Here is an 18,767-nt window from a genome sequence, read left to right as displayed (position 1 = left end):
ATGACCTATGCCAGTTTCGAAGCTGAGATCGCCCGGATTAACGATGTGCTTTGCGCCGTGAACCTGCTGACCTGGGATGCCCGCACGATGATGCCTCCGGGCGGTGTCGATGCGCGCGGCAAGCAGATCGCCACGCTGGTCGGCCTCGCCCGCGATCTCGCGACCGGCGACAGCCTTCAGCGCGCGATCGAGGATGCGCGGGCCGAACTCGCGGGCGCGGCACTTGGCGACCGCCGCAAGCTTGCCATCAAACAGGCCGCCGAAGCGATCGGCACGCTGTCACGCATTCCGGCAAAGCTGGTCAGCGACGCGGCCGAGCTGAAGACCGTTGCCCAGGCGGCCTGGAGCAGGGCGCGTGCCGCCAATGATTTTGCGGCCTTCGCGCCGATGCTGGAACGGACGATGGAGATGCAGCGCGAGATCGCTGCAGCGATCGGCTATGCCGAGCATCCCTATGACGCGCTTGTCGGCACTTACGAGCCGGGTATGACCTGGTCGCGGCTACAGACGATCTACGAAGAGCTGCGCGACGGCCTGCTTCCGTTGCTCGCCCGGGCCAAGGAAGCGAGCGTTCGCTCCGAAATCCTCGACCGGGCCTACCCGGTCGAAAAGCAGCGCGCCTTCTCAAGCCTGATTTCCAGCCGCTTCGGCTATGATTTCAACCGCGGCCGCCTCGACGACACCGTCCATCCTTTCGAGATTTCCTTCACCCGCTCGGATGTGCGCATCACCGGCCGCTTCCGCGAGACCTGGCTGCCGGGCGGCCTGTTTGCCGTTTGGCACGAGGCCGGTCACGGCATGTACGAGCAGGGTATATCGGAGGAATTCAGCCGCTCGGTCTTCACCACCGATTTCGTCAATCTCTACGCCGTCGGCGGCACCAGCTTCGGCACGCATGAATCGCAATCGCGCCTCTGGGAGAACCGCGTTGGCCGCTCGCGCCGCTTCTGGGAACTGAACTTCACCGATCTGCAGAAGACCTTCCCCGACCAGCTCTCGGACGTCACGCCCGAAGATTTCTGGCGGGCCGTCAACGCCGCCCACCCCGGCTTCATCCGCGTCGAGGCCGATGAACTGACCTACGACATGCACATCATGCTGCGCTCCGAAATCGAGGCAGGGCTGATGGCGGGCGACATCCGGGTGAATGAGCTGCCGGCGATCTGGCGCGAGAAGATCAAGGCCTATCTCGGCCTCGACGTGCCCTCCGATACGCTCGGCGTGCTGCAGGACGTTCACTGGTCCTCCGGCATGGTCGGCTCTTTCCCGACCTATACGATCGGCAACATCATGTCCTCGCAGTTCTTCGCCGCCGCCTGCAAGGAGCACGCCATCGCCGACGGGCTTGAGAGCGGCGATTACCTACCGCTGAAGACCTGGCTGAACGGCAACGTCCACCAGTTCGGCCGGTCGAAGAGCGCGAGCCAGCTGCTGATGGATGCGACGGGATCGGATCTGTCGACCACGGCCTATATCGCCGACCTCGCACGCAAGGTCGACGATCTCACCGCGTAATCGTCAATCGTATTTCGACAAGAAGCCGGAGACGGTGGCGAGGCAAAGCTCCTTTTCCTCGACATGCGGCATATGGCTGGAATGCTCGAACAGTACCCATTCGCAACCCTTGACCCGGTCGACATAGGGCTTGACCACGAGCGGCGTCGCCTCGTCGTATTTGCCGGAGATCAGCAGCGTCGGCGCCTCGATCAGCGGCAGCCGGTCCTCGATTGTCCAGTCCTTCATCGTGCCGATGACGTGAAATTCCGTCGGGCCGTTCATGTTGCGGTAGACGGTATTGTCCTCGTCCATGGCCGCGAAAGTGCGCGCCACATCGTCCGGCCAGGGCGTGACGCGGCAGACATGCCGGTCGTAGAAGACACGCGAGGCGGTGATATATTCGGGATCGGTGATCGTTCCGGCTTCTTCGTGCTTCAGCAGCGTGTCCTGCACATCCTGCGGCAGCTCTTCGCGCAGGCGATTGGCCTCCGCGACCCAGGTATGCATGTTGGCGGGCGAATTGGCGATGACGAGGGCCTTAAGGCCCTTCGGCTGGCGCACCGCATGTTCGGCGCCGAGCATCCCGCCCCAGGACTGGCCGAGAAAGGCGTAGCGATCCTGAATGCCGAGATGCTTCAGGAGCGTATCGAGTTCTTCGAGGAACAGCGCGGGCGTCCAGAAATTCGGTCCCTTCTCGGGGAGCCGCGTCGAATGACCGTTGCCGAGTTGATCGTAATGGATGACGGCACGGCCATCGAGCGCGGCGATACCCTTGAAGGAATCGACATAGTCGTGCGTGCAGCCGGGACCGCCATGAGCAACGACGAGCGGCAGCTTTCCCGAATCCAGTGGACCGGTGATGCGATACCAGGTGCGGTAATCGCGAAAGGGCAGATAGGCTTCTGTCGTCTGAACGGCGGCCACTGGCGTCTCCATCGTGGGGGCAATGATGGAAAAAACATAGCGGCGCCGCAAAGCCGAAGGCAGCTATCAGAAGTTATAGGATGGACGCTCGTCGAGAAGCCGGTAATGCGTGGCGCGCACGACCGCCTGCGTGCGGTTACGGGCGCCGAGCTTCTTGGCCGCGGCGTTCAGATGCATCACCACAGTCGGCACCGACCGGTCGATGATCCGCGATATCTCCTTGGCCGAAAGGCCTTCGGCGGAATAGCGCAGGCATTCGCGCTCGCGCTCCGTCAAGCGGATCTTGCCGACGCTGCGGGCCTCGGCATCGAAAAGCGAGAAGGCGGCCTCGTGGAAGACATGCGCCAGGAGATTGAAATCGGCGATATAGCGCAGCGCATGCCGCTCGAAATCGCCATTGGCGCCGAAACGGATGCCGGTCACCGTCGCATAGTCGCCGCCCGGCATATGGACCGGCACGGTTACACCCGTCGACATGTCTCGTTCGTTGAGAAAGCGGGTCACAGGCGCCGTATCGGCGCTCATGAAGCGGCTGATCGGCGTGTCGGCGTCTGCGTCATAGTTCCAGTAGAACGGCGCCGACGTCCGCAGCGCCACCTGCTGCACCGGGTCTATACGGAAATAGCCGCGGTCGAACCAATATTCCCGCATGTCCTCGGAAATGTTGCGCAGCTTCAGCAGCGACGGGATCATTACCTCGCCGTCGAGATCATAAGGCACCGGCGTGTAATCGTAGATCAGGGCCTCGAAACCGAGCGCCTTCATGGCCTCGAAAACCTGGTCGATCCGCCCCTCCAACGTCTGGTGGGCTGAGAATTGCCGTCTGATCGTGCCGATCTCGTCAAGCATGGCAGGCTCCATCGGTGGCTCACCACCTATCACTTCTTATAGCTGGCAAAGACTGCGGTTTAAGATAAAAATTTAGCCATGCCCAATTATTGAGCAAGCGAAATCTTCTGCCGGAGCGGTCAATGTGGCGTGAAATCGAGCCTGAGGCGCGACATGAAATCGAGGTCGACGGCCACAAGGTGATAGCCTACAGCTTCGGGCGCGGAAGCGAAACGGTTTTCTGCCTGAATGGCGGCCCCGGTCTGCCCTGCGATTATCTGCGCGAAGCCCATTCCTGTCTGATCGACAAGGGCTACCGCGTCGTCGCCTTCGACCAGCTCGGCACCGGCGCTTCGGACCGCCCCACCGACGCCTCGCTCTGGACGATCGGCCGCTATGTCGAGGAGACGGAGACCGTGCGCAAGGCGCTCGGCCTCGGCAAGGTCCATATGCTCGGCCATTCCTGGGGCGGCTGGCTGGCGATCGACTATGCGCTGACCTATCCCGAAAACCTCCAGACGCTCATCCTCGAAGATACCGTCGCCGACATGCCGCATCTGATCTCGGAACTGGAGCGGCTGCGCGCCGCACTCGGTCCGGAAACGGTGTCGATGATGCAGAAGCACGAGGCGCAGGGCACCTACAATCACCCGGAATACCTGGCGGCGGTCACGATCCTCAACTATCGCCACGTCTGCCGCCTGCCGGAGTGGCCCGCCCCCGTGCGCCGCTCGCTCGACGACTGGAACATGGGTCCCTACGAGACCATGCAGGGGCCGAACGAGTTTCTGTATATCGGCAATCTGAAGGACTGGAACCGCATTCCCGACCTGCCGAGCGTGACTGTCCCGGTGTTGATCACTACCGGCGAGCATGACGAACTGACGCCGGCCTGCGCGCTCAGGATGAAACTGGCCCTGCCGAATGCCGAGCTCAAGGTTTTCGCCAATGCCAGCCACATGCCCTTCTACGAGAACCCGAAGGATTATTATCCGGCGCTGATCGATTTCCTGTCGCGGCATGGGGCAAGCTGATGCAGTGTAGCGAGATCGAAGCCCGGCGAAGACAGGGGGGCCAGCGCCGCCATGCATCGTTATAAATTCATATTGACCCGTCCATTTCAGTTTCTGCCTGTTATTTTCGGCATTAGCGTTATCACTTTCATCCTCGTGCGCCTGATCCCCGGAGACCCGGCTCGCAATATTCTCGGCACCCGCGCCACACCGACCGCCCTTGCCAATATCCGCGCCCAATACGGCCTTTACCAGCCGATGTGGCTGCAATATTTCTACTTCCTGAAAAACCTCGGCAACGGCGAGATGGGCAAGTCGATCCTCTACAAGATCGATGTCCTGCCGCTGATCGCCACCCGCATCGAGCCGACCATCGCGCTGGTTCTCACAAGCGTCATCCTGTCGATCCTGATCGCTGTACCAATGTCGGCGATTGCGGCGCGAAATGCCGGCCGCGCTCCCGACCATGCGGTGCGCGTCATCTCCACCTTCGGCATCGGCTTTCCGCCATTCTGGCTCGGCCTGATGCTGATCATCCTGTTCAGCGTCGAACTCGGCATTCTGCCGGTCTCCGGCTACGGGACGACAATCGGCGACAAGCTCTCGCATCTGATCTTGCCGAGCCTCACCGTGGCGCTGTCGCTCTCGACGGTGCTGACCCGCAGCCTGCGCTCGGCGATGCTCGAAGCCCTGAAATCCGATGTGGCAACGGCTGCTCGCGCCCGCGGCATGCCTGAAAGCATCGTCTTCTGGCGCCATGTGCTGCCGAATTCGCTGGTACCGACGATCAATCTGCTCGCCGTCAATATCGGGTGGCTGATCGGCGGCACCGTGGTGGTCGAAAGCGTCTTCGCCCTGCCCGGCATGGGCCAGCTTCTGGTGCGCGCCATCTTCTCGCGCGACTATATGGTGGTTCAGGGCGTCGCCATGACATTCGCCTGCGCCACCGTTCTCGTCAATTTCCTGGCTGACATCGTCACCGTCGCCGTCGATCCGCGGGTGAAACTATGAGTGTCGGCACCTTCTCCCCCGCACCAATTGCCTGGCGCCGTTTCTTCGGCCGCCGCCTGACGCTGGTCATCGGCGCCGGCATGCTGCTGTTCTTCCTGCTGCTGGCGATCGGCGCACCCATCATCGCGCCCTATGACCCTATCCTGCAGAATGCCGACGCCCGGCTTCAGTCGCCGTCACTGGCGCATCTGTTCGGCACCGACAATTTCGGCCGTGACATCCTCTCGCGCGTCATCTGGGGCACCCGCATCGACCTGCAGATCGCCGTCATCGGCGTGCTCTTCCCGTTCCTGATCGGCACGACGGTCGGCACCGTCGCCGGCTTCTTCGGCGGCATCGTCGATGCCATCTTCATGCGCATTGTCGACATCATCCTCGCATTCCCGTTTCTGGTGCTGATGCTGTCGATCATCGCCATTCTCGGACCGGGGCTGAGTAGCTTCTATATCGCCATGGCGCTGGTCGGCTGGGTCTCCTATGCCCGCCTGATCCGCGCGCAGATGCTGGTCCTGAAAAGCTCCGACTATGCCGTCGCAGCCGTCAGCCTCGGCTTCAGCCGCACGCGCATCATGTTCCGCCATCTGCTGCCGAACGCCATTGCAGGTTCGATCGTCTTCTCGATGTCGGACGCCACGCTTGTGCTGCTGAGCGGCGCAGCGGTCAGCTATCTCGGCCTCGGCGTGCAGCCGCCCCTCGCCGAATGGGGCGTCATGGTCGCGGAAGGCCAGAGCTTCATCACCACGGCATGGTGGATCACGCTCTTCCCGGGCCTGTCGATCGTCTGCCTCGCCTTTGGTTTCAGCATGCTGGGTGATGCGCTCGGCGAACTTCTTGGGGTTCACGAATGAGCGCGTCCGTGCTTTCCGTTCGCGACCTGACGGTCAAGGTCCATCTCGACGGCGGGACGCGAACGCTGATCGACAACGTCGCGCTCGATCTCGCCAAGGGCGAGATCCTTGGCCTCGTCGGCGAGAGCGGCTCGGGCAAGAGCCTGCTCTGCCGCTCGCTGGTGCGGCTGATGCCGTCGTCGCTGATCAAGATCGAGCAGGGCACGGTCCTTCTCGAAGGCCGCGATCTGACCGCCGTCAGCGATGCCGAAATGCTTCAGGTGCGCGGCGGCGAGATCGGCATGATCTTCCAGAACCCGACCAGCCATCTCGACCCCGTCATGCGGATCGGCGACCAGATCGCCGAGGGCATCCGCTATCATCAGGGACTGGGCGCAAGAGAGGCGCGGGCCGCCGCCGTCGAAATCCTGACGCAGGTCGGCTTTCCCGATCCCGCCAGGCAATATGACAGCTATCCGCACGAGTTTTCCGGCGGCATGCGCCAGCGCGCCATGATTGGCGTGGCACTCTCGTGTAACCCGAAAATTCTGATCGCCGACGAACCGACCACGGCACTAGACGTCACGATCCAGGCGCAGATCCTGAAGCTCCTGATGGATATCCGCGACAAGCGCGGGCTGTCGATCATCCTCATCACCCACGATCTCGGCATCGTCGCCCAGACCTGCGACCGCATCGCGGTGATGCGCAACGGCAAGCTCCTGGAACAGGGGCCGAAGCGGACGATCCTGTCGCGCCCGCAGGATCCCTACACGATCAACCTGATCAACAGCCACCCCTCGATGCCCGATGAGGCGGCACCGCCCGTAGCCGTGATCGCGCCAGCCGAGACAGCCGTTCGCCCGCTGCTCGAAATCGACGATCTCCATGTTCGCTTCAAGACCGGCGGCAGCCTGTTCAAGGCGAGCACCAAGACCGTGAGTGCCGTAGCCGGTGTGAGCCTGCGCGTCATGCCCGGCGAGACAATCGGCATCGTCGGCGAGTCCGGCAGTGGCAAGAGCACACTGGCGCGGGCCATCTTGGGCCTGACCCCGATTTCCGCAGGCCACGTCTCCTTCGACGGCATCGATCTGGCGCAGCAGCGAACCGCCGGCCTTGCGAAGCTGAGACGCGAAGCGGCCATGGTCTTCCAGGATCCCTATAATGCGCTGAACCCGCGGCTCACCATCGGCCAGATGCTCGGTGAGGTGCTGAAGGTTCAGGGCAAGGTGCCCGTCGCCGGCATTCCGGCACGGATCGGCGAACTGCTCGATCTCGTCGGGCTGGAGCGTGAATTCGCCAGCCGCAAACCGCGCAGCATGAGCGGCGGCCAGTGCCAGCGCGCCGGTATCGCCCGGGCGCTGGCCGTCGATCCGAAGCTTGTTATCGCCGACGAGTGCGTCGCCGCGCTCGACGTGACGATCCAGGCGCAGATCATCGCGCTGTTCCGCGAACTGACGGCGAAGATGAACCTGACGCTGATGTTCATCGCCCACGATCTGGCGATCGTCCGCAATCTCTGCGAACGCGTCGTGGTCATGTATCACGGCGAAATCGTCGAGGAAGGGCTATCCGAAGAGGTCTTCTCGCGGCCGAAACATCCCTATACCGCGGCGCTCATTGCCGCCATTCCCGACATCGATCCCGACCGGCCGCTTCTCGGCGGCTCCAGCATCGGAGAAGACATGCCGTCGATGCCGGCTCAGCCTGCCAAACGCATACCATAACAAAGAAGGGAACAGCACATGACCAACAGGTGGAAATCAATCGGACTTGCCGCATTCATCGCCGGCCTCTCGCTGACGGCAAGCTATGCCGAAGCAGCCGGCGTCCTGACCATCGGCCGCCGCGAGGACTCGACGACCTTCGATCCGATCAAGACGGCTCAGAACATCGACAACTGGGTATTCTCGAACGTCTATGATGTGCTGGTGCGCGTCGACAAGACCGGCACCAAGCTGGAGCCCGGCCTTGCCGAAAGCTGGACCACCTCGGAAGACGGCCTCACCTATGTCTTCAAGATCCGCGACGCCAAGTTCTCCGACGGCTCGCCGCTGACGGCCGAAGACGCCGCCTTCAGCCTGCTGCGCATCCGCGACGACGCGGGCTCGCTCTGGAGCGACAGCTACAAGGTGATCGACACCGCCGTCGCCACCGATCCGCATACGCTGACCATCAAGCTCAAGAACCCATCGGCGCCGTTCCTGTCGACGCTGGCACTGCCGAACGCCTCGGTGATCTCCAAGGCGGGCATGGAATCGCTGGGGCCTGACGCCTATGCCGAAAAGCCGATCGGATCCGGTGCCTTCACCGTCGATGAATGGCGCCGCGGCGACCGTATCATCCTGAAGAAGAACCCGAATTTCTGGCAGGCCGACCGCGTCAAGCTCGACGGCGTCGAGTGGATCTCGGTTCCCGACGACAACACCCGCATGCTGAACGTCCAGGCTGGCCAGCTCGATGCGGCGATCTTCGTGCCCTTCTCGCGCGTCGAGGAGATGAAGAAGGATGCCAACCTCAACGTCCTCATCGATCCGTCGACCCGCGAAGATCACCTGCTGATCAACCATGCCCATGGCGATCTTGGCAAGAAGGAGGTTCGCCAGGCGCTCGATCTGGCCATCGACAAGAAGGCGATCGTCGATGCCGTGACCTTCGGCCAGGGTACCATCGCCAATTCCTATATCCCGAAGGGCGCCCTCTACTATTACGCCGACAACCTGCAGCGCCCCTATGATCCTGAAAAGGCAAAGAAGATGCTGGCCGACGCCGGCGTTTCCAACCTGACGCTGAACTACCTGATCCGTGCCGGCGACGAAGTGGACGAGCAGACCGCGGTTCTCGTGCAGCAGCAGCTCGCCAAGGCCGGCATCACCGCCAACCTGCAGAAGGTCGATCCGAGCCAGGAATGGGACATGACGGTTGCCGGCGATTACGACATCTCGGTCAACTACTGGACCAACGACATCCTCGACCCGGACCAGAAGACCACCTTCGTGCTCGGCCATGACTCCAACAACAACTACTCGACCAACTACAAGAACGAGGCGGTGAAGGAACTGGTCGCCAAGGCACGCCTGGAACTCGACCCGAAGAAGCGCGAGCAGATGTATGTCGACCTGCAGAAGACCGCGAAGGACGACGTCAACTGGATCGACCTCTACTACAGCCCCTACATCAACGTGGCGCGCAAGAATGTCGAGAATTTCTACCAGAACCCGCTCGGCCGCTTCTTCCTGGAAGACACCGTCAAGAACTGAGGCATAGAGCTGAACACCGCGTTCCGCCGCTGACCGGCGGCGGAACGTTTTTCCTGGAGGAGCGGGCGATGGCTACCGATGAAACCGCCTTTATGAGCGTGAGCGAACTCGGGCGCGCCTATCGCGCCGGCACGCTGTCGCCAGTCGATGTCGTCACCGCCGCGCTTCAGCGGCTCGAGGCGCTCGAACCCGGCCTCAACGCCGTCGCCCACCGGCTGGACGCATCGGCACTGGCAGAAGCCAAGCGGGCAGCGGAAGAGCTGCGCGCCGGTAACGATCGCGGTCCGCTGCATGGCATTCCTGTTGCGATCAAGGACCTGATCGAGGCCGAAGGCGCGCCGACCGGCTATGGCAGCAAGGTACGGGCACCTGTGATCGCGGACGCAGACGCTCTGCTGGTACAGCGGCTGAGGCAGGCCGGCGCGATCATCTTCTGCAAGGCGAACCTGCTCGAATATGCCTATGGCATTGCCCATCCCGATATCGGACAGACCAACAATCCGCATGATACCCGACGCACCTCCGGCGGCTCCAGCGGCGGCTCGGCGGCGCTGGTTGCCGCGGGCATCGTGACGCTGGCGATCGGCACGGATACCGGCGGCTCGATCCGCATCCCGGCCTCCTATTGCGGCATCGCCGGACTGAAGCCGAGCTTCGGCCTAGTGCCACTCGACGGCGTCTTCCCGCTGTCCTGGACGCTCGACCATGCAGGGCCGCTCGCCCGCGATGTCGCCGATACGGCGCTGCTGCTCGAAGCGCTGAGCGCCACTCCCCTGCCGCTGACCCCGCCATCGCTATCAGGCATCCAATTCGGCGCGGTGCGCTTTCACTGCGAAAGCCCGGAGCTGACACCGGCGGTCGCCGCCAATCTCGCCTGGGCGCTCGATCGTCTCGCCGCGGCTGGCGCCATCGTCAAGCCGATCGACATTCCGGAACTCGCCCGCGCCAATTCCGAACTGCGCCGCATCATCCTGCCCGAGGCTTCCGTCATCCACGCACCACTCCACGCCGAAAATCCGGCGGGCTATGCACCGCGCACCCGGGCGCAGGTCGAAGCCGGTTTCGAGGCGAAAGCCGTCGATTATCTCAGCGCCCAGGGTTTCCGTGCCGAACTGCGCAATGCCGTCGAAGCCGCTTTCGGTAATGTGGATGTGCTGATCGGCCCAAGCGTCCCCTTCCCGTCACCGGTCGAGGATCCTGAATTCACCGAGGATGGCGAGGAAGGCGAAATGCTCTCCAGCGGCTTTGCCAACATGACCGGCCAGCCCTCGATCAGCATACCCTCCGGCATGGACGGCCACCTGCCGCTCGGCCTGCAACTGACCGGACCGCTCGGCGCCGACCACCGCCTGCTGCAGATCGCCTTCGGCGTAGAGACGGCGCTCGCAGCATGGCGAAAGCCGTCAACAGCGACACGAACTACTACTCGTCGATCATGACCTTGTGCGTTTCCGTGACATTCCGATAGGTCCTTTTCGGCGGCATGTAGTCGATCGGCCGTATGGGGTTTTTGACCTCATGAGGCTCCAGCTGCCGTTTCGACTGCCGCCTCTCCGGATCGGGGATCGGGACGGCGTCGAGCAGCTTGCGCGTATAGGGATGCTGAGGGTTCCCGAATATCTCTTCCCGCGTTCCCGTCTCGACGATCTCGCCGAGATAGATCACCGCAACGCGGTGGCTGATCCGCTCCACGACCGCCATATCGTGCGAGATGAACAGATAGGAAAGGCCGAGGCTTCGCTGCAGCTCCATCATCAGGTTGATCACCTGCGCCTTGACTGACACATCGAGAGCCGCCACGGATTCGTCGGCGACGATCAACTTTGGAGACAGCGCAAGGGCGCGCGCAATGCAAATGCGCTGGCGCTGCCCGCCGGAGAACTGATGCGGCAGCCGCCCGGCCATTGCGGGGTCGAGACCAACCTTGATCAGCAGGTCGGCTACCAGCCGCTCAGCCTCCTGCTCCGTTCCCAATCGATGTGTCAGAAAAGGCTCGGCAATCGCCTGCCCGACCGTGCGCCGCGGGCTGAGGCTTGCGAAGGGATCCTGGAAGATCATCTGGATATTGCGGCGCGCTACCCGCAGCTGTTCCGCCGGCATATCGATCAGCTCGTCGCCGCAGAGGTGGACCGAACCGCCCTTCGGCTCGATCAGCCGCATGATGGAACGGCCGATCGTCGATTTGCCGCAACCGGATTCTCCGACCAGCGACAGGGTTTCGCCCTCACGCAGATCGAAGGAGACGTCCTCCACTGCGTGGATCCGGCTGGACACCTTACCCAGCAATCCGGCACGTATATCGAAGCGGGCGCTGAGATTTCTGACCTCCAGTAGCGGCTTGCCAGCAGCGGTAGCCTCCGGCCTCGCCACATCCTGCTGGGTGATCTCACCCGAACGCTTGTCGGCGATCGGAAAAGGTTTTGGAGCGAACTCCCCCTTCATCGCTCCCAGCACCGGCACGGCGTGCAGAAGCGCGCGCGTATAGGGGTGATTGGCCTTGCGGAATATCGCTTCGGTCGGCCCTGTCTCGACCGCCTCGCCTTCCAGCATGACGACGGTGCGTTCGGCGATCTCGGCGACGACACCCATGTCATGGGTGATGAACATCACGGCCATGTTCTCCTCATCCTGCAATTGCTTGATGAGGTTGAGGATCTCGGCCTGGATCGTGACATCGAGCGCAGTGGTCGGCTCGTCGGCGATCAGCAGCTTCGGCTTGCAGGCAAGCGCCATGGCGATCATCGCGCGCTGCCGCATGCCACCGGAGAAATTATGCGGATAATCATGGTAGCGCCGTTGCGCGGCCGGAATCTTGACGCGCTCCAGCAATCTCAGCGCTTCAGCTTCGGCCTCCTGCCCGCCCAGCGACCGGTGAACCGTCAATGCCTCGACGATCTGCTCACCGATCGTGAAAACCGGATTGAGGCTGGTCATGGCCTCCTGGAAAATCATCGAGATCCCGTTGCCGCGGACCTTGCGCATCTCTTCTTCCGGTAGGCTGAGAAGCTCACGGCCATTCAGCCGGACGGCCCCTTCGATCCTGGTTTTCTCGTCAGGAAGCAGCCGCATGATCGAGAAGGCGGTCACGCTCTTGCCGGAGCCGGATTCGCCGACGATCGCCAGCGTCTCTCCGGCGCGGATGTCGAACGAAATGCCCTTGACGACGCTGTTCCAGCCGCCGGCCGTGCGGAATGATGTCCTCAGGTTCTCGACTGCGAGAACCGGCGACGATCCTATGTCGGAGAGAACCGGGTTGTCTGTGAGCGCTCCGTTTGTCGCCATGGCGGTCACCGCGTCCTTTTCCTCAAGATTGGTCGCCGTCATTCGGCAGCATCCGGATCAAGTGCATCGCGCACGGAGTCGCCGATGACGTTGAAGGCAAGCACGACAATGGTGATCGAAGCACCGGCGCCGATGATCGACCAGGGCGAGCCGAAGACATTGCTGAGCCCGTCGCGGATGATATTGCCCCAGCTTGCCTGCGGCGGCTGCGTTCCGATGCCAAGAAAGCTGAGCGCCGCTTCGAGACGGATCGCCGATGCGATCCACAGCGTCAACAGCAGGACGATCGGCGCCGAGATGTTCGGCAATATGTGCCTGGTGATGATCACGGGCGTGCGCACGCCGATCGCGATGGAGGATTCGATATAGGGTTCCTGCTTGATGGAGAGCGTCGAGGCGCGCGACACACGCGCAAAACCCGGAACGAACGCAATCGTCAGGACGGCAACGACATTCCAGAAGCCGCCGCCAAGTGCTGCCGAAATGATGATCGCCAACAGCAATTCCGGAAAGGCCATCATCAGATCGATGAGGCGCGTGACAATGCGGTCGGTGATGCCGCCGAAATAACCGGCCATGACACCAAGCGTGGTGCCGATGATCGCCGCCAGGGCGGGCGCGATAAGCCCGAATATAAGGGAATTTCGCGAGCCGTAGATCAGTCGCGAAAGAACGTCGCGGCCGAACTGGTCTGTGCCCAGCCAATATTCCGCCGAGGGATAGGCGCTGATGGCAAAATAGCTCTGCTTCAGCGGGTCGTAGGGGGCAATCCAGGGCGCAAAGGCCGCAATGCCGCAGAAGATCAGGATGACGATCGACGCCAGGATCGTCGAGGGCTTCGACAGGATCGCCTGACGGATGATCCGGAAATAGTTCGTCTCGAGGACGATGACCGGGGCGTTGTCTGCAAGAGCCATGTCTTATCCCCTGATGCGTGGATCGACGAGCGTGTAGACGATGTCGACGATGAGATTGATGAGGACGACGAAGAAGGCGAAGACGACGACACCGCCCTGGATGAGCGGATAGTCGCGCACCGAGATCGCGTTGATCAGCGTCTCGCCGATGCCTGGCCGGTTGAAGACGAGTTCGATCGCAACCGAACCAGAAAGCGTTGCCAGCAGGCTGAGGCCGAGACCGGTCACGACCGGCAACAGCGCGTTACGAAGACCGTGTTTGTAGATGATCTTGCTGCGCGGAACGCCCTTGGCCTTGGCGGTGCGCATGTAATCCTTGGACAGTACTTCCAGAAGCGAGGTCCGCGTCAGGCGGCCGAGGAAGGCGATCTTGACCATCGCCAGCGTCACCGCCGGCAGGATCAGATGGTAGATGCGATCGATGAAGCCGTCGCCACCGCCGTTGATCGGGAACCAGCCGAGATTGAGCGCGAAGGCAATCAACAGGAGCGCGCCGAGATAGAAGTCAGGAATGGCATAGCCGATCAGCGAGAAGATCCGCATGCCGGAATCCGGCAGACGGTTGCGTTTGACGGCGGCGAGAACGCCGAAGGGAATGCCGAAGACGACGCCGATCAGGGTCGCGCAGATCGTCAGCTCGATCGTGTAAGGCAGGCTTTCCGCCAGGATATCGGCAACCGGCCGGTGCTGCATCAGCGATTGGCCGAAATCCAGACGGATCATATCCCACAGGAACGAGAAATATTGCTGCCAGAGAGGCGCGTCGAGACCGGTCTGCGACCGGAACAGCGCGAGCTGTTCCGGCGTGGCATAATCTCCGAGCGCCACCAGCGCCGGATCGCCCGGCAATATCCGCAACGCCACGAAGACGAGCGTCAGCACCAGAAATACCGTCGGGACGGCGTCCAGAAGTTTTACGGAGATAATACCGGGCATGACGACCTCGCCTCAAGCGACGCGCTTGGCTTTGGCAAGCGACCAGTATGCGGGACCGGATTCGACCTTATAGCCGATATCGACCCGCGGGTTTCTGGCGATGACATAGGACAACGCGATGATACCGAGCAGCGGGAGATCAGTCAGGACCTTCTTTTCCGCCTCCTGGATGATCGCGATGCGCTTGTCGAAGTCGGGCTCGTTCTGAGCCTTGGTGAGAAGGTCATCGATCCCGGGTATGGCGACGCCGTAATGGCTGTAGTTCCCCTGCCCCTTGCCGTCAGCCTTCACCTCTGCAGACGCGGCGAGCTGTGAGGCGAGCGTCAGGGTCGGAACGGGCGGGAAGCTCGAAGAATAGAGTGCGAGCGCGTTCTTGTCCTGCCGGTTGTCGGAGTGGAAGGTCGTGTGATCGATGATCTTCAGGTCGAGATTGATCCCGGAGGCGCGAAGCTGCTCCTGGATCATCAGCATGATCGACGCATAGTCTTCACGCTGGCTGACATAGCAGGGAATGGTCACGCCATCAGGGAAACCGGCTTCTGCCAGCAACGCCTTGGCCTTCGCCGGATCGGGCTTGTATTGCAGTTCCGGCGGGAGGTCTTCCACCTTCACCGAACCGGCAAACTGCGAAGCGATAACGCCGACCATCGGACTTGCGATGCCCTGGAAGGCGGCGGCGATCGCCGCATTGTCAATGCCATAGCGGATGGCCTGGCGAACCTTCAGATTGTCCAGCGGCTTGCGCGTCAGATTGATGTTCAGCGTATTGTGCGAGCCGGGCGCCGTCGCGTCGAAGATCGTGTCGGCGGAACGCTGCTTCATCGAATTGATCCAGCCCGGCGCGCGAACGCCCTCGATCATGTCGACCTGGCCTGAAGCGAAGGCCAGCGTGCGTGCCGTCGTATCGGCAATGAAGGTGATGCGCAGGTTCGGTGTTGCGGCCGGTCCATCGAAATGTTCCGGGAAGGCCGTCAGCAGCAGACCTTCGGTCGGGCTGAACGACTGCAGCTGGAACGGACCCGTGCCGATCGGATCGGTGTTGTAGGCATCGCCCTTTTCTTCGAACGCCTTTTTCGACATGATCGAAACGCTAAGCGTCGAAGCGCAGCTGCCGTTGAAGAGCGGATCGGCGCTTTTGAGCGTGAAGCGGACCGTCATCGGGTCCACCGCCTCACAGGTGGCGATATTCGAATAGAAGACCTTGTTTGCGGTCACCTGCTTCGGATCGAGCTGGCGCTGGAAGGTGAAGACGACATCGTCTGCGGTGACCTCCCCATAGTTCTTGTGGAACTTCACGCCCTTGCGGATTTTATAGGTCCAGGTCTTCGCATCCGCAGAGGATTCCCAGCTTTCCGCGACGCTTGGCAAAAACTCGTCGGGCTTGACCGCCCAGCGGCCTTCCGGAGGCTTCACCAGCGTATCGAAAAGCTGGTTGATCGCCCAGTTGTCGCCGCCGTTGAGGCCGGTCTGCTGCGGGTTTAGACCGACCGGTGCTCGCGACGCCAATGCGATGGTGATCGTATCATTGTCGGCGGCCTGCGCCGCCTGAAACCCGAAGGTCGAGGCGACGGCTGCGGTGGTGGCCAAGAGGCCGGATTGAACGAGAAACTCTCTGCGTGATGTTGTCATATTCCTTCCTCCCAAGGATATTGTTTTCGCGGACTAGTTCTGGATCGGGATCTTGCGCCGCTCCATTTCAGCCGCATCGAATTCCATGCCGAGGCCTGGTGCCTGCGGCAGTTCGAACCGGCCGTTCTTCGGCTCCGATGGATTGACGAATACGGAAGCTCCTCTCTCCCAGTTATCCGCCAGCTCCACAGGCTTGGCCAAATGCATGATCGTGCTGAGGACATGCATATTTGCGAGATGCCCGACGGTCGGCTGCGTCTGGTGTGGCACGAGTTCGACGCCCGCCGCATGTGCGACCGCTGCACATTTCATAAGGCCAGTGATCCCGCCCATCTTGATGATGTCGGGCTGCACCATGCGGACGCCAGCATCGATGAGATCGCGAAGCGCCTGCAGCGTGTATGTCTGCTCACCTGCCGAAACGGTGATGTCGAGACGCTGCGCCACCTCTCCCATGGCGCGCACGTTGTAGTGCTGGACCGGCTCTTCGAACCAGGTATAGCCGAGATCCTCCAGCACGCGGCCGACACGCATGGCGCCGCCGACGGAGTAACCATTATTCGCATCGAAGCCGAGAACGAAATCGTCGCCGAGCAGCTTGCGGACAGCCTTTGCCTTGGCGATATCTCCAGGAATATCGACGTCCTGCCGGCTGCGGTCGCCATCCCAACGGATCTTGACGGCGGCGGGGTTTTCCTTGGCGAGGCGCCGTTCGACCACGCGCACCACCTCGTCCACCGTTCGAGCAGCGTTTCCGCCGACGGAGGCATAGCAGGTCAGGCTGGTCTTCCAGGCGCCGCCGAGCAGCTTGTAGACCGGCTGGCCGAGATATTTGCCCTTCAGGTCCCAGAGCGCGATATCGAGCGCTGCAAGTGCTGACGTCGTGATGCCTTCGGGTCCCAGCTTGACGCAACGATGAAAAAGCTCGTCCAGCAAGACAGCATGATCGAGCGCATCCTTGCCGATCAGGAACGGCGCCATGTCTCGCGCGATGACGACGAGCGAGGCATAGCCTCCCTGCATCGGTGACGCTTCACCGAGGCCGAACAGGCCATCTTCGGTCTCGATGCGGACAAAGGCGCTTTTCGATGCATTCGGGCCATCGCCCAGCGCCAGTTGAAATGGCTCGATCTTTGTTATCTTCAACATATTTCCTCCCAATGCTGCCGATCACCATGTGACGGCGATGTATTTCGTCTCCGAGAATTCCAGGATGCCGTGATGGGCGCCCTCCCGCCCGAGACCGCTCTGTTTGACACCACCGAAGGGAGCCGCCGGATCGGAGACCAGGCCGCGATTGAGCCCGACCATCCCGGCTTCCAGCCTTTCGGAAACCCTGAGACCACGTGCGAGGTCACGGGTGTAAACATATGAAATCAGACCGTATTCTGTGTCGTTTGCTGCTGCGATCACCTCCTCCTCTGAGGTGAAGGTCGTCAGCGCTGCGATCGGTCCGAAGATTTCCTCGCGGGTGATGGTGGATTCGGTTGCGACATCGCGAATGACCGTCGGCGGATAGTAGAAGCCGTCCCGCGCAAGCGGCTTGCCACCGGTCAGAACCTTTGCGCCGCGGGAAGCGGCATCGGCAACGAGACCATCTATACGGTCGAGTGCCTTGCGATTGATGACCGGTCCGCATTGCGTCGCCTTGTCGTATCCGGGGCCGACAGCCATGGCGCCCATCCGGGCTGCAAGCTTTGCGGCAAACTCATCGACCACGCCCGCCTGGACGTAGAAACGGTTGGCCGCAGTGCAGGCCTCGCCGCCATTTCGCATCTTGGCGATCATCGCGCCGTCGACCGCAGCATCGATATCTGCGTCATCGAAAACAATGAAAGGTGCGTTGCCGCCAAGCTCCATCGAGCAGGAGATCACGGTATCGGCTGCCTCATGAAGCAGCTTGCGGCCGACCTCTGTCGAGCCGGTGAAAGACAGCTTGCGGACGCGGGGATCGTGGAGCATCTTGCTGACGACAGGGCCAGACCGTTCCGTCGTGATGACGTTGACCACGCCATCGGGCACGCCGGCCTCGGCATAAAGGGCGGCAAGCGCGTATGCGGTGAGCGGCGTTTCCGTCGCCGGCTTCAGGACGCAGGTGCAGCCGGCGGCGAGCGCCGGAGCGATCTTGCGTGTCGCCATTGCCGCAGGAAAATTCCAGGGGGTGACAAGAACGGCGACGCCGATCGGCTGGTGCTGCACGATGATCTTGTTCGCGCCCGAAGGCGCCGTCGAGATTTCGCCGTTGAGGCGCACCGCCTCCTCCGAAAACCAGCGGAAGAACTCCGCGGCATAGGCGACTTCGCCCTGCGCGTCGCTGAGGGCCTTGCCGTTTTCGAGGCTGATGAGCTCGGCCAGCATCTGCTTGCGTTCGATCATCAGCTCGAAGCAGCGCCGCAGAATTTCCGAGCGTTTGCGTGGGGCCGTCGCTGCCCAGCCAGCCGCTGCCTGGTGAGCGGCGGCGACGGCATCCAGAGCGTCCTCGATCGAGGCATCCGCGACGGCAGCAATCACAGCCCCCGTCGACGGGTCGATGACATCGAGCCGCTTGCTTGTGCTTCCGCTACGCCACGTGCCGCCGATGAACAGGTCCGTCGGAACAGCATCAATATCGAAGCCGATCTCAGGTTTGATCTTCTCCATGAG

General features: G+C 62.1%; 15 protein-coding genes. 7 read left to right on the top strand and 8 right to left on the bottom strand.

Translation table 11 applies throughout. The features are described from left to right. The gene (locus tag ACEN84_RS27675) at positions 1 to 1,515 is read left to right on the top strand and encodes a carboxypeptidase M32 (protein ID WP_413712428.1); all 1,515 of its coding nucleotides are present in this window, start codon (positions 1 to 3) and stop codon (positions 1,513 to 1,515) included. A 3-nt stretch (positions 1,516 to 1,518) separates the two neighbouring features. Here the strand turns inward: ACEN84_RS27675 and ACEN84_RS27670 are convergent, their stop codons facing one another. After that, the gene (locus ACEN84_RS27670; protein WP_413712427.1) at positions 1,519 to 2,433 is read right to left on the bottom strand and encodes a proline iminopeptidase-family hydrolase; all 915 of its coding nucleotides are present in this window, start codon (positions 2,431 to 2,433) and stop codon (positions 1,519 to 1,521) included. A gap of 54 nt (positions 2,434 to 2,487) precedes the next feature. Continuing rightward, on the bottom strand, positions 2,488 to 3,270 hold the full coding sequence (locus tag ACEN84_RS27665; RefSeq protein WP_413712426.1) for a LuxR family transcriptional regulator: 783 nt from the start codon (positions 3,268 to 3,270) through the stop codon (positions 2,488 to 2,490). 122 nt (positions 3,271 to 3,392) lie between these two features. On the opposite strand from ACEN84_RS27665, the gene ACEN84_RS27660 reads away from it, so the two are divergent. The 6 genes from ACEN84_RS27660 (at position 3,393) to ACEN84_RS27635 (ending at position 10,799) form a co-directional block, all read left to right on the top strand. After that, positions 3,393 to 4,283, top strand: a complete 891-nt coding sequence (locus tag ACEN84_RS27660) for a proline iminopeptidase-family hydrolase (RefSeq protein ID WP_413712425.1) — start codon at positions 3,393 to 3,395, stop codon at positions 4,281 to 4,283. Between the two features lie 51 nt (positions 4,284 to 4,334). Next, positions 4,335 to 5,273: an ABC transporter permease gene (locus ACEN84_RS27655; protein WP_413712424.1), complete on the top strand. Its 939-nt coding sequence runs from the start codon at positions 4,335 to 4,337 to the stop codon at positions 5,271 to 5,273. Then, positions 5,270 to 6,121: an ABC transporter permease gene (locus ACEN84_RS27650; RefSeq protein ID WP_413712423.1), complete on the top strand. Its 852-nt coding sequence runs from the start codon at positions 5,270 to 5,272 to the stop codon at positions 6,119 to 6,121. The genes ACEN84_RS27655 and ACEN84_RS27650 overlap by 4 nt, the downstream gene beginning before the upstream one ends. After that, positions 6,118 to 7,827: a dipeptide ABC transporter ATP-binding protein gene (locus tag ACEN84_RS27645; protein WP_413712422.1), complete on the top strand. Its 1,710-nt coding sequence runs from the start codon at positions 6,118 to 6,120 to the stop codon at positions 7,825 to 7,827. Before ACEN84_RS27650 ends, ACEN84_RS27645 begins: the two co-directional genes overlap by 4 nt. An 18-nt stretch (positions 7,828 to 7,845) precedes the next feature. Beyond that, a complete protein-coding gene (locus ACEN84_RS27640; protein ID WP_413712421.1) occupies positions 7,846 to 9,360 on the top strand; it encodes an ABC transporter substrate-binding protein in 1,515 nt (504 codons plus the stop codon). Between the two features lie 68 nt (positions 9,361 to 9,428). Beyond that, positions 9,429 to 10,799, top strand: a complete 1,371-nt coding sequence (locus ACEN84_RS27635) for an amidase (RefSeq protein WP_413712420.1) — start codon at positions 9,429 to 9,431, stop codon at positions 10,797 to 10,799. Here the strand turns inward: ACEN84_RS27635 and ACEN84_RS27630 are convergent. The 6 genes from ACEN84_RS27630 to ACEN84_RS27605 are packed head-to-tail and all read right to left on the bottom strand — an operon-like array spanning position 10,783 to position 18,764. Further along, positions 10,783 to 12,642: an ABC transporter ATP-binding protein gene (locus tag ACEN84_RS27630; protein ID WP_413712504.1), complete on the bottom strand. Its 1,860-nt coding sequence runs from the start codon at positions 12,640 to 12,642 to the stop codon at positions 10,783 to 10,785. The genes ACEN84_RS27635 and ACEN84_RS27630 overlap by 17 nt on opposite strands. A gap of 38 nt (positions 12,643 to 12,680) precedes the next feature. Then, entirely contained in the window at positions 12,681 to 13,559 is an 879-nt protein-coding gene (locus tag ACEN84_RS27625) for an ABC transporter permease (protein WP_413712419.1), read from the bottom strand. 3 nt (positions 13,560 to 13,562) lie between these two features. After that, the gene (locus tag ACEN84_RS27620; RefSeq protein WP_413712418.1) at positions 13,563 to 14,495 is read right to left on the bottom strand and encodes an ABC transporter permease; all 933 of its coding nucleotides are present in this window, start codon (positions 14,493 to 14,495) and stop codon (positions 13,563 to 13,565) included. Between the two features lie 12 nt (positions 14,496 to 14,507). Next, positions 14,508 to 16,124: an ABC transporter substrate-binding protein gene (locus tag ACEN84_RS27615; RefSeq protein WP_413712417.1), complete on the bottom strand. Its 1,617-nt coding sequence runs from the start codon at positions 16,122 to 16,124 to the stop codon at positions 14,508 to 14,510. A 33-nt stretch (positions 16,125 to 16,157) separates the two neighbouring features. Then, positions 16,158 to 17,273, bottom strand: coding sequence for a mandelate racemase/muconate lactonizing enzyme family protein (locus ACEN84_RS27610; RefSeq protein ID WP_413712416.1), 1,116 nt, complete (start codon positions 17,271 to 17,273; stop codon positions 16,158 to 16,160). A 21-nt stretch (positions 17,274 to 17,294) separates the two neighbouring features. Further along, entirely contained in the window at positions 17,295 to 18,764 is a 1,470-nt protein-coding gene (locus tag ACEN84_RS27605; RefSeq protein WP_413712503.1) for an NAD-dependent succinate-semialdehyde dehydrogenase, read from the bottom strand. Between the last annotated feature and the right edge of the window lie 3 nt (positions 18,765 to 18,767).

Source organism: Rhizobium sp. Rhizsp82 (genome assembly GCF_047325115.1).
GTDB lineage: Bacteria > Pseudomonadota > Alphaproteobacteria > Rhizobiales > Rhizobiaceae > Rhizobium.
Note: the sequence above shows the minus strand (reverse complement) of the source record. Positions and strands in the feature narration are given on the sequence as shown.